Source organism: Archangium lipolyticum (assembly GCF_024623785.1).
Taxonomy (GTDB): Bacteria; Myxococcota; Myxococcia; order Myxococcales; family Myxococcaceae; genus Archangium; species Archangium lipolyticum.
The window spans coordinates 101,680-113,726 of sequence record NZ_JANKBZ010000005.1 but is presented as its reverse complement, the minus strand read 5'-3'; the positions used below and the strand labels follow the sequence as shown (position 1 = coordinate 113,726).

Sequence of the window (12,047 nt, the reverse complement as noted above, 5' to 3'; positions counted from 1 at the left end):
CAGGGGCTCGCGGTTGGCAGCAATCGCGAGGGGCAGGCCGGGCGGGGCGTCTGGGAGTGCACGCACGGGAACGGACATGGCACGGCACTTCACCTTGACAGGTCACCGGGCGCGCTGCTCTCACGAGTGGCCATGTTCTCCTTCGTTCTCGCGGCCACGCTCGCCGCCACTCCCGCGCCCCGCGCCGCCACCGCCTCGGGGACCGTCGTCCACATCCCCCGGCTGGACGCGCTCCAGGGAGTGACCGCCTTCATGGACCGGGCGGGACAGAACGCCGCCCTGATGCGGCCCGTCGTCTGGTTCGCCGAGCTCCACCCTTTCCTTTCGCTCGACCCGAGCCAGCCAGAGACCCTCACCCGCGCGGGCATCGACCCCACCGGCCCCCTCACCGTCTCCCAGCGTGGGAACGGCCGCATCTCCTGCACGCGCCTGACGGACCCCAAGGCCTTCCAGGAGAGAGCCGCCGCGATGCTGGAATCCGCGGGGAGCAAGGCGGAGGTGAAGCCCACCACCTCCGGAGGCATCACCTCGGTGAGCGTCCCGCGCGAGTCCGGTGGACAAGCCGGCTATGCCCTCAAGGGCCAGGAGGCGTGTGCCTTCGCGAGCTCCGGTGGGGGCTTCGTCGACGATGGGCAGGGCCAGGTGCTGTTGAAGGAGGCCTCGCGGCTGGTGGGCAAGGCGCCCAAGGCGGACGCGCGGCTCGCGCAGTTGCCCGGGGTCGCCTACGTGCTCATGCCCGAGCGCGGCATGGTGGTGGGTGTGGATGGCAGCGGCTCCGAGCTGCGGCTGGAGGGCACCGCCACGGAGCTTCCGCTGCCGCCCTTCCAGGCCGCGGGGACGAGCCCCTACGGCGCGATGAAGCCCGAGGGAATGCTCGTGTCCCGGGCACGGGTGGCACCGTCCGGGGTGGCCCAGGCGGTGGGCGGCGTGCGCGCGAGCATCCAGCAGGTGTGCCCCGCCTGCCCTTCGGCCCAGGTCTCGGCGGTGGCACGCGCGGTGGCCGAGCGCCTCACCGGCAACGTGGTGGTGGTGGTGGACAGCGTGAGATCCCGCCCCAACCTGCGCACGCCCGAGGGCCGCTTCTTCGCCCCGCGCCAGGCGCTCGCCGCCGAAGTGACGGACGCCGCGGCGATGAGGACCGCGCTCGCGCCGATGGCGAAGTTCCCCGGCGCGAGGACGTTGGAGGATGGGTATGCGCTGGACGTGCAGGGAGGCACCGTCTTCGTCCGGCTGAAGGGCCGGCACCTCGTGCTGGGCAATGACGAAGCGGTGGCCCAGTCGCTCATGACGGGACTGCCCCAGGAGGGCGCGAAGCTGCCGCACGCAGTGGACTTCACGGTGGACCCGAAGCGGCTGTCGCGCGGGCTGAACCAGGTGTCGCTGATGGACGTGGTCTCCCAACAGCAACTCGCCACCCTCTTCGCCGTGGGGCTGGAGCTGGGGCCCCTGCTGGCCAATAGCGAACGAATCTCCGGCTGGCTCGACAGCACCTCCGGCGGTGCCCACCGCTTCTCCTCCACCTGGAAGCTGCCCGCCGCGCCTTGATGGCTCATCCGCAAGCAGCACATACATACACCCACATCCCCAACGGACGTCCGTAAGTGAGGCTCATCCATCTTCATCCCGGGCCTCTCGAAGTCCGCACCCCCAGGTGCCCGGCACGGGCCCAATCGTGCTAGATGCGCGCCACATGGACGCAACCTCCGAGAAGGACCCTCTTCGCTCCCGGCTGCAGCAGATGGAGAAGCAGGCCGAGCTGGGCGGTGGCGCTGACCGCATCGCCAAGCAGCACGAGGCCGGCAAGCTCACCGCTCGCGAGCGCATCGACCTGCTGCTCGACCCCGGCTCCTTCACCGAGCTGGACAAGTTCGTCACCCACCGCAGCAACGACTTCGGCATGGGTGACAAGAAGATCCTCGGCGACGGCGTCGTCACCGGCTACGGCACCGTCGAGGGCCGTCAGATCTTCGTCTTCGCCCAGGACTTCACCGTCTTCGGCGGCTCGCTCTCCGGCGCCTATGCCCAGAAGATCTGTAAGATCATGGACATGGCCATGCGCGTGGGCGCTCCCGTCATCGGCCTGAACGACTCGGGCGGCGCGCGCATCCAGGAGGGCGTCGAGAGCCTCGCCGGCTACGCCGACATCTTCCTGCGCAACACCCTCGCCTCGGGCGTGGTGCCGCAAATCTCCCTCATCATGGGCCCGTGCGCGGGCGGCGCGGTGTACTCGCCGGCCATCACGGACTTCATCATGATGGTGAAGGACACCTCCTACATGTTCATCACCGGCCCGGACGTCATCAAGACGGTGACGCACGAGGAGGTGAGCAAGGAGGACCTGGGCGGCGCGCTGGCGCACAACCAGAAGTCCGGCGTGGCGCACTTCGCCGCGGAGAACGAGCAGAACGCCATCCTCCTCACCCGCGAGCTGCTCTCCTTCCTGCCCTCCAACAACCAGGAGGACCCGCCCGTCCAGCCGTGCGAGGACGATCCGTTCCGCGCCGACGAGAGCCTCAAGACGGTCGTCCCCAGCAACCCGAACAAGCCCTACGACATCAAGGAGATCATCCGCGCCGTCGTCGACAACAAGCACTTCTTCGAGGTGCAGGAGCACTTCGCCAAGAACATGGTCATCGGCTTCGCCCGCATGAACGGCAAGCCGGTGGGCATCGTGGCCAACCAGCCGGCGGTGCTGGCGGGCGTGCTGGACATCGACGCGAGCGTGAAGGCGGCGCGCTTCGTGCGCTTCTGCGACTGCTTCAACATCCCGCTCCTCACCCTCGTGGACGTGCCCGGCTTCCTGCCCGGCACGGACCAGGAGTGGGGCGGCATCATCACCCACGGCGCCAAGCTGCTCTACGCCTTCGCCGAGGCCACCGTCCCGAAGATCACCCTCATCACCCGCAAGGCCTACGGCGGCGCCTATGACGTCATGGCCTCCAAGCACATCCGCGCGGACATCAACTACGCCTACCCCACGGCGGAAATCGCGGTCATGGGCCCCGAGGGCGCGGTCAACATCATCTTCCGCAACGAGCTGCTCAAGGCGAAGGACGCCAACGCCGAGCGCACCCGCCTGGTGAACGACTACCGCGAGAAGTTCGCCAACCCCTACAAGGCGGCCGAGCTGGGCTACATCGACGAGGTCATCCGCCCCGAGGAGACCCGCGCCAAGGTCATCCGCGCCCTGGAGATGCTCAAGAACAAGCGCCAGGAGAACCCGCCGCGCAAGCACGGCAACATCCCCCTGTAAGCAGGCGAGCAGGCAGGGGTTACTGACAGAGAAGTGACAGAACGCCTCCCCGGGGAAATTTTAGGGGGGGCGTTCACGCTTTGAAGGAGCGCACCAGATAAGGAGCCCCCTTTTGTCTCAACCCCGCCTCATCCTCTTCCTCGCCGACATCGAAGGCAACCTCACCGCCCTGCGCCAGACGCTCACCCGCGCCTGTGAGGCCGCCAACGTCCCCATGCCGGAGGTCCGCTGGGTCGAGTCCGCCACCGCCCTGGCCGATGCCGGCTGGCGGGTGGCCGAGCTGAAGTTGACCCCCTCTGGTGGCAAGGCCGTCCCCGAGGACCACCTGGACTCCCTCGTCCGCTCCGTGGCCCGTGACTTCCGCGACCAGGCCGTGGGCCTCTACACCGACAAGGCCGGCAGCTATGGCCGCGCCTCCCTGAGCGAGCCCGGCCGCCCCTCGCGCTCCCTCGAGGGCGAGTACATTGACGTGGTGCGTCAAACGGCCCGCTGGCTGGGCGTGGAGGCTCCCCTGCTCGGCCGGCTGCTCGATGGCGGTGCCACGGCCCGCAACCTGCTCGCCGCGGCGGTGGACTTCGGCGGTGACGAGCCCCATGCCCCCGCGCCCGCCAAGGGCGGCAAGGCCCAGGGCAAGGGCCGGCACCCGGCGGAGCAGCCCCCCGCGCCGCCCGAGCCGGACGAGGATGACCGCTTCGTCGAGGCCAAGCTGAGCGAGGCCCGCCGGCTGATGGAGCAGTACCTCAGCAGCCGCAAGTAGCCACTTCCGGAGCTACACGCTCCGAGTAGCGCGACGTATCGGCGGCCAGCGCCCGGCACCGGGCGCCATCGCGCTCGCCCGGGCACGCGCTCCCCTGTGCTAAAGGGAGCGTCCATGCCCAAGATCCGCAAAATCCTCGTCGCCAATCGCGGCGAGATCGCCGTCCGGGTGATGCGCACCTGCAAGGAGCTCGGCATCTCCACGGTGGCGGTCTACTCCGAGGCGGACCGCTCCGCCCTTCACGTCCGCACCGCCGACCAGGCCTTCCTGGTGGGCCCCCCGCCCTCGCGCGAGAGCTATCTCGTACAGGAGCGGATTCTGGAGGCCGCCAAGAAGGCCGGCGCGGACGCCATCCACCCCGGCTACGGCTTCCTGTCGGAGAACGCGTCCTTCGTGCGCGCGTGCGAGAAGGCCGGCATCACCTTCATCGGCCCGCCCGCCAGCGCCATGGACGCCATGGGCGAGAAGACGCGCGCCCGGCAGAACATGATCAAGGCCGGTGTGCCCGTGGTGCCCGGCACCGCCGAGCCCATCGCCACCGTCGAGGAGGCCCGCGCCTACGCCGAGAAGATCGGCGTGCCGGTGATGCTCAAGGCGGCCGGCGGCGGTGGCGGCAAGGGCATGCGCAAGGTGGAGCGGATGGAGGACTTCGAGTCCTCCTGGCGCGCGGCCAAGAGCGAGGCGATGAACGCCTTCGGCAACGACGCCGTCTACATCGAGAAGTACCTCGAGAAGCCGCACCACGTGGAGATCCAGGTGTTCGCCGACCAGTACGGCAACACCATCCACCTCAACGAGCGCGAGTGCTCGGCGCAGCGCCGCCACCAGAAGGTGGTGGAGGAGACGCCCAGCCCCATCCTCACCCCGGAGCTGCGGGCGAAGATGGGCGAGGTGGCGGTGAAGGCCGCCAAGGCCGTGGGCTACGTGGGCGCGGGCACGGTGGAGTTCCTCGTGGACGTGCACCGCAACTTCTACTTCCTGGAGATGAACACCCGTCTCCAGGTGGAGCACCCGGTGACGGAGTGGGTGACGGGGTTGGACCTGGTGGCCTGGCAGATCAAGGTCGCCGAGGGCGAGAAGCTCCCGTACACCGAGGCGCCCAAGCCGAACGGGCACTCCATCGAGGTGCGCATCTACGCGGAAGACCCCGCGCGCAACTTCATGCCGAGCCCGGGCCGCATCAACTACCTGCGCGTGCCGGGAGGCCCGTACCTGCGCGACGACTCGGGCGTGTTCCCCGGGTACACGGTGCCCAACACGTATGACCCGATGATCTCCAAGCTGTCCGTGTGGGCCCCCACGCGGCGAGAGGCCATCGAGCGGGCGAAGCGTGCGCTGAGCGAGTACGTGGTGAAGGGCATCACCACCAACGTGCGCTACCTGAAGGGAATCCTGTCGCACCCGGAGTTCGTCGAGGGTGACTACGACACGAGCTTCCTCACGCGCGAGCACGAGACGCTGCTGGGCAAGGAAGATCCGCAGCTGACCGAGGCGGCGCTGCTGGCGAGCGTGGTGTACGCGTACCAGCGGGACCAGAAGCGGGCGAAGACCCTGACCCAGGCGCCGTCTCAAGGCGGCAAGGGCGGAATCTCCGCGTGGCGGCTGTCGAGCCGCCGCGGGCGCTAACTCCACACGGGACCACACCAATGCGTTACTTCGCGAAGCTGCAGGGACAGAAGGAAGCGGTGCCGGTGGACATCGAGCCGGCCGGAGAGAACAGCTTCAAGCTCACGCACGGCGGGAAGACGTTCCTCGTGGACGCGCTGACGTTGGACCACGGCGCGGTGTCGATGCTGGTGGACGGCACGTCCTACGGTGTCGAGTTCGACGAGCAGGGCGACGAGGTGCAGGTGCTGGTGCGGGGGCAGGTGACCCGCATCGACGTGGCGGACGAGCGCCGGCTGCGCCTGCGCGCGGGCACGGCGGCGTTCTCGGTGGAGGGCAAGCAGGTCATCGCCGCGCCCATGCCCGGCAAGGTGGTGAAGGTGCTGGTGAAGCTCGGCGACGAGGTGAAGGAGGGCCAGGGGCTGGTGGTCGTCGAGGCGATGAAGATGGAGAACGAGCTGAAGAGCCCCAAGGCCGGCAAGGTGGTGGAGCTGCCCGCCAAGGAGGGCACCGCTGTGGAGATCAACGCGAAGCTCGTGGTGGTCGAGTAGACGCGACACCGAGGAAGCGCCATGGCAGACACGAAGGCAGAGAAGGCCCGCTGGAAGCAGAAGACGTACGAGAAGGCCAAGGGAAAGGCCGGTGAGCGCCACCCGGAGTTCCGTACCTCCAGCGGCCTCACGATGGAGCCGCTCTACACCCCCGATGACGTGACGGGGGAGTATGGGGAGAAGCTGGGCTTCCCGGGCGAGTACCCCTTCACCCGTGGCGTGCAGCCCACCATGTACCGGGGCCGCTTCTGGACGATGCGCCAGTACGCGGGCTTCGGTACGGCCGAGGACGCCAACAAGCGCTACCACTACCTGCTCCAGTCGGGGCAGACGGGTCTGTCGGTCGCCTTCGACCTGCCCACGCAGATGGGCCGGGACGCGGACCACGCGCGCGCGCACGGCGAGGTGGGCAAGGTGGGCGTCTCCATCTCCTCGCTGCAGGACATGGAGGTGCTGCTCAAGGGGATTCCCCTGGACCAGGTGTCCACCTCGATGACCATCAACGCCACGGCCCCCATCCTGCTGTGCCTCTACGCGGCGGTGGGAGAGAAGAACGGCGTGGCGCTGGAGCAGCTCTCCGGCACGGTGCAGAACGACATCCTCAAGGAGTACATGGCGCGCGGGACGTACATCTACCCGCCGCAGCCCTCGCTGCGCCTCATCACCAACCTCTTCGCCTTCTGCGCGAAGCGGGTGCCCAAGTGGAACCCCATCTCCATCAGCGGCTACCACATCCGCGAGGCCGGCAGCACGGCGGCCCAGGAGATCGCCTTCACGCTGGCGGACGGCATCGCCTACGTGGACGCGGCGCTGAAGGCGGGGCTGGAGGTGGATGAGTTCGCCGGCCGGCTGTCCTTCTTCTTCAACGTCCACAACAACTTCCTCGAGGAGATCGCCAAGTTCCGCGCGGCGAGGCGGTTGTGGGCGCGCATCATGAAGGAGCGCTTCAAGGCGAAGGATCCGCGCTCGATGATGCTGCGCTTCCACGCGCAGACGGCGGGCAGCACACTGACGGCGCAGCAGGTGGACAACAACGTGGTGCGCGTGGCGCTGCAGGCGCTCGCGGCGGTGATGGGCGGGGCCCAGTCGCTGCACACCAACAGCCGGGACGAGGCGCTGGCGCTGCCCACCGAGGAGTCGGCGCGGCTGGCGCTGCGCACGCAGCAGGTCATCGCCTACGAGTCGGGCGTGGCGGACATCATCGATCCGATGGGTGGCTCGTTCGCGGTGGAGCGGCTGACGGACGAGTTGGAGGCCAAGGCCGAGGACTACATCCGCCGCATCGACGACATGGGCGGCATGGTGGAGGCCATCGCGAAGGGCTACCCGCAGGGGGAGATCCAGGACGCGGCCTACGAGGCGCAGCGGGACGTGGAGCAGAAGCGCACGGTGGTGGTGGGGGTGAACCAGTTCCAGGTGAAGGAGCCGCCACCGTCGGGGCTGCTGCGCGTGGACGAGGCGGTGGAGCGCACGCAGCTGGAGCGGATGAAGAAGCTGCGGGCCGAGCGGGACAACGGGGCGGCGCAGCGCACGGTGGACGCATTGCGCAAGGCGGCGGGGAACCCGGAGGAGAACCTCATCCCGCTCATCCTGGACGCGGTGAAGTCATACGCGACGCTGGGAGAGATTTCCGACGCGATGCGAGACGTCTTCGGAGAGCACCGAGAGCACGTGGTGCTGTGAGAACCCCCTCTCCCTCTGGGAGAGGGCTGGGGTGAGGGTCTACCTGATGGAAATGCTCTGCACGCTGCGCAGCCTGACGGAGAACCAGCGCCAGAAGCTGCTGGAGCACCCCGACACGCTCGAGGAGTTCATCGACGACGAGGAGGACTTCGGTGACGCCGAGGGCGCGCGGTTCCTGGACCTGGACATCGGGGAGACGTGGCACGGCCTGCAGTACCTGCTGACGGGAACGGCGTGGGAGGGCAAGGCGCCGCTGGACTTCCTGGTGCGAGGCGGCGAGGACGTGGGTGACATCCCCTCGGACGAGGGTACGGCGCGCGTCTTCACGGCGGACGAGGTGAAGGCGCTGTCCAAGTCCCTCGGAGCCCTCACCGAGAAGACGCTGCTGGAGCGTTACGACCCGGCGCGGATGCAGGAAGAGGACATCTACCCGGGCTTCTGGGAAGAACCTCCGCCGGACCTGGACCCGAAGGAGGAGCTGGCCTCCTACTTCGATGAACTGAAGAAGTTCACGGCCGCCGTGGCGAAGCGCGGCCACGGCCTGCTGGTGTTCATCGGCTGAGCGGGCGCGGCGCTAGCAGACGTCATACCTCGACGAAGCGCGTGCCAATCACGTGCTCGCGCTCCAATGCCTCCTTGATGTCCTCGGAGATGACGAGGGTCACCACCCAGCCCCAAGTTCGGAAGATGCGCGCATCACCGACCTTCGTCGGGTCGATGCGTAGCCGGTGGACAGCCCGGTAGGTGCCAACCTTGGCGGGCTGTCCATCCTCGGGTTTCCAGTAATTCACCTGACCGCTGCGGGCGTCATCGATGCATTTCACCACACGGGTGGCGTTGAGGATGAAGTAGCTGTCGGGTTGGGACTCAATCTCGACAGGGATGAATTGGACATCCTTCACTCCGAGACGCTCGAAGATGTCGACGACCCGGGCGTGAGCAACAGGAATGGCGAAAGACGCCTGATCGAGATCCAAGGGTGTTCCCTCCTGAAGAACAGGAAGGCGGAGTTTCCCTCCTATCTTGAGCCGAATTCCCTCTGTGAATTGCCAGGGGTTGAGTTCTTGCCCGTGCGAATCAACAGGAGCACCCAGAAACCATCTGTCAGGCACGTACTTGTCATCTACCAGGTCGAAATATCTCGGCATGGGTTGCGATCACCTCAGCATCAGCGCTTCCGCATCAGAAGTTCGTTCAGTAAGGTTCCAGGAGTGCAGATCTCCGCTGCAAGTGCTTTGAGTTCTGAAATCAGAGTTCTTCGACACTCATCCACACCGTTGCATCCTCGAAGCGCGGTCGAGATCCGTCTGAAAACCTCTGAATGGTACTCCTCGGAATGAGGGCCCTTGTGTCCTCTGACCCGGACGATGTTCTCAGGCGCATCGAGACTCATTCCGGCTTTTTTGAAGAGGGGTTCGAAGACCAATGTCCAGGGTCCTCCACGTACGTTGGAAGCCCTGTTGCGGATGGTGGCGATGTGGTGTCCCGGAACTCCGTCGTCCTCCGCGCCATCGCTGCACAGGCTCTCCTGGCGTGCGGCTGAGGCCACGGTTCCACTCGCGATCCCCGTCATGACGAGACTGCCGTCGGCGACTACCTGACCAGAGGAGATAAGGCTTCCATCAGGGAGCCTCGGACCCGAGGGAGCCATGAGCCGCCCTCCCATCCCTCCGCGAGGTACAGGAGGCAGTGCCTTCCCCACGGCCCAGCCCGCCACCATCACCAGAATCCGCAAGAGCGTCGCTCCCGCTGCCCGGCCGAAGCGCTCCGAGATCGCCTCCAGTTCGGCCAGGGAATGTGCCTTCCGCACGTCCCGGTCCAGACGCAACAACACGACCGCGGCGTTCCGGATCTCCGCCACCGTGAAGCTCATCATCAAGACGAAGGTCAGAGCTGCCGCCGTCGCCTTGGAGAAGAGCGGCTCCGGCATGGCCCACGCCGCCATGTAGAGGGTCATCGAAACAATGACGCCCGTAACGAAAACCGGGTCCGTGAGGAGCACCTCCGCGGCCTCTCGCACGCCTTCGTCCATGTACCCAGGCGAGAGACGCAACGCGAGACGGAGACGCGCATCCGCCAACTCATCCAGTGGTGGTAGAGAGGACGCACCGTACCTGGCCGCGTAATCGGACCACAACCGGCGCTCCCAACCGGACGGTCCGTCTCCCTCGTCCAAGCCATTCGCCTTCGGAGTGAGCTGAAAGACAGCGGGCCGTGCACGTGGCTGGGTGCGGTCGTCGTGGAGCACGGAGAGCACGCTCCGCGCTTCTTGAAGGGTGAACTCCCTGGAATGCTGCGCATCTGGAGGGGACCGCACGACGAGCCGCCATCTTCCATCCGGAAGTGGCGTCAGTTCGACGGGCGCGGGGAAAGCGCCCGTCCGATGATCCTCCGTGACGGGCCGCCCCCTCTCCAGCCAAGGCCCTTCCACCCGGGGCCCCGTGCATGAGGACAACAGGAGAAGCACCAGCAAACACGCCCCCACGCGGGAGGGCTCACGGCATCCCTGCCTCGACACGCGGCCTCCGGCCTACCCGACGAGCACGTCGCGGCCCAGCTTGATGACGAGCGCCACCACCACCAGCAGCACCACCTTGCGCACCAGCTTGTCGCCCCCGCGCACGGCCATGTGCGCGCCGATCCACGCACCGGTGAACTGGGCCGCGGCCATGGGCAGGGCCACCTGCCACAGCACCAGGCCCCGGTACGCGAAGAGGCCCACCGCCGCGAGGTTCGTCGCGAAGTTCACCACCTTCGCGTCCGCCGAGGCCTTCGTCAGGTTGTGCCCCAGCAGCCCCGAGAAGCAGATGATGAGGAACGTCCCCGTTCCCGGCCCGAAGAAGCCGTCATAGGTGCCGATGACGAGCGAGATGACCGCGCCCAGCGTCATCATGCGCCGGGCCGGCGGTTCCGGCCGTTCGCCCGGCGGCGGCCCCCGGCGGAAGGCCAGGAAGGCGGCCACCGCCACCAGCAGCACCAGCACCACGGGCTTGAGCACCTCGGGGCGCAGCAGCAGCACCAGCGCCGCCCCGAGGAGCGAGCCCACCAGCCCCATCGGGAAGGTGATGACCGCGAGCTTCCCCTTCACCAACCCGGCCCGCGCGAAGCGCACCAGCGCCGCGAACGCGCCGAACACGGACTGGCCCTTGTTCGTGCCCAGGACCACGTGCGGCGGCAGGCCGGTCGCCAGGAGGGCGGGCAGCGTCACCAGCCCTCCTCCTCCGGCGATGGCATCCACCACACCGGCCGTGAGGGCCGCGACGCACAACAGGACGATTTCGAGCGGGGTGACGTCCACGAGCGGCCACCTACCACGTCCAAAGCTTGCGCGCGCGGCGACTCTGGGCGTCAATCAGGGTCCCAGTCCCCCCGCCAAGGTTCCATCATGCTCGCGTCCCTCGTCTCCGTGATGACCCTCGCGCTGCTGTCGGCGGCGCCCGTGGACCCGAAAGGACCCACCTGCCGCTCCATCGACGGTCACGTGGCCTGCGGCTACCAGTGCAAGTCGGATGGCCAGCGTGTCCGGTGCGCCCAGACTCCCCAGGGATATTGCCAGGTCATCGACGGTCAGGCCGTCTGCTTCGACCCGCCCGCTCACATCGTCCGCATCTACGGCGACGCGCTGCCCCAGCCCGAGTGCAAGAGCATCGACGGGCAGGTCGCCTGCGGCTACCAGTGCGCCACCCAGTTCGGCAAGGTGAAGTGCGCTCGCACCCCGGCGGGCATCTGCTCCGGCCGGAATGACGAAATCGTCTGCTTCGATCCTCCCCCCGAGGTGTACGCCGTCTACGGCCGGGAGACGCCCAAGGCCGAGTGCCGTGGCAATGGCACGGAGATCTCGTGCGGCTACAAGTGCACCCTCGGCGCCGGAAAGGTGGCCTGCAGCAGGACGCCGGTGGGCGTCTGCAAGAGCGATGGCCTCCAGCTCAGCTGCTTCGACCCGCCCGCCCAGGCGTTCTGCGCCTGGGGCAAGTCGCTGCCGCCCCTGCAGTGCCAGCTCAGCGACAACCAGCCGGTGTGCGGCTACGGCTGCACCAAGGCCTACTCCAAGGTGGCCTGCGCGGCCACCCCCAAGGGCCTGTGCAAGGTGTTCGACACGGAAGTCCACTGTTTCGACCCGCCGAGCACCCAGGACGCCGACCCCGCCTGTCTGAGCCTGATCGGTCTGGCCGTGATGGAGGCGCCGTAGGGCGCCCGG

General features: G+C 67.7%; 11 protein-coding genes. 8 read left to right on the top strand and 3 right to left on the bottom strand.

Features of this window, described 5'->3' with window-relative positions; all coding sequences use genetic code 11:
- The first annotated feature begins 132 nt into the window (after window positions 1-132).
- From NR810_RS13385 to NR810_RS13355, 7 genes are all read left to right on the top strand, one after another.
- On the top strand, window positions 133-1,545 hold the full coding sequence (locus tag NR810_RS13385; protein ID WP_257452409.1) for a hypothetical protein: 1,413 nt from the start codon (window positions 133-135) through the stop codon (window positions 1,543-1,545).
- Window positions 1,546-1,690: 145 nt separating this feature from the next.
- Window positions 1,691-3,253, top strand: coding sequence for an acyl-CoA carboxylase subunit beta (locus NR810_RS13380; protein WP_257452406.1), 1,563 nt, complete (start codon window positions 1,691-1,693; stop codon window positions 3,251-3,253).
- A gap of 112 nt (window positions 3,254-3,365) precedes the next feature.
- A complete protein-coding gene (locus NR810_RS13375; protein WP_257452403.1) occupies window positions 3,366-4,010 on the top strand; it encodes a hypothetical protein in 645 nt (214 codons plus the stop codon).
- Window positions 4,011-4,124: 114 nt separating this feature from the next.
- Complete coding sequence (gene accC, locus NR810_RS13370) at window positions 4,125-5,636, top strand: acetyl-CoA carboxylase biotin carboxylase subunit (protein WP_257452400.1); 1,512 nt, start codon at window positions 4,125-4,127, stop codon at window positions 5,634-5,636.
- A 20-nt stretch (window positions 5,637-5,656) separates the two neighbouring features.
- Complete coding sequence (locus NR810_RS52110; protein WP_306818147.1) at window positions 5,657-6,166, top strand: biotin/lipoyl-containing protein; 510 nt, start codon at window positions 5,657-5,659, stop codon at window positions 6,164-6,166.
- Window positions 6,167-6,187: 21 nt separating this feature from the next.
- Window positions 6,188-7,849 (top strand): acyl-CoA mutase large subunit family protein, encoded by a 1,662-nt coding sequence (locus tag NR810_RS13360; RefSeq protein ID WP_257452397.1) that lies wholly within the window; start codon window positions 6,188-6,190, stop codon window positions 7,847-7,849.
- A gap of 46 nt (window positions 7,850-7,895) precedes the next feature.
- Complete coding sequence (locus tag NR810_RS13355; protein ID WP_257453240.1) at window positions 7,896-8,411, top strand: YfbM family protein; 516 nt, start codon at window positions 7,896-7,898, stop codon at window positions 8,409-8,411.
- Between the two features lie 22 nt (window positions 8,412-8,433).
- Here NR810_RS13355 and NR810_RS13350 read toward each other — a convergent pair whose 3' ends face one another.
- From NR810_RS13350 to NR810_RS13340, 3 genes are all read right to left on the bottom strand, one after another.
- Window positions 8,434-8,826: an imm11 family protein gene (locus tag NR810_RS13350; protein WP_257452394.1), complete on the bottom strand. Its 393-nt coding sequence runs from the start codon at window positions 8,824-8,826 to the stop codon at window positions 8,434-8,436.
- Window positions 8,827-9,017: 191 nt separating this feature from the next.
- On the bottom strand, window positions 9,018-10,106 hold the full coding sequence (locus tag NR810_RS52590; protein WP_257452391.1) for an AHH domain-containing protein: 1,089 nt from the start codon (window positions 10,104-10,106) through the stop codon (window positions 9,018-9,020).
- Between the two features lie 273 nt (window positions 10,107-10,379).
- Entirely contained in the window at window positions 10,380-11,147 is a 768-nt protein-coding gene (locus tag NR810_RS13340) for a TSUP family transporter (protein WP_257452389.1), read from the bottom strand.
- An 87-nt stretch (window positions 11,148-11,234) separates the two neighbouring features.
- On the opposite strand from NR810_RS13340, the gene NR810_RS13335 reads away from it, so the two are divergent.
- A complete protein-coding gene (locus tag NR810_RS13335) occupies window positions 11,235-12,038 on the top strand; it encodes a hypothetical protein (RefSeq protein WP_257452361.1) in 804 nt (267 codons plus the stop codon).
- Window positions 12,039-12,047: the final 9 nt, after the last annotated feature.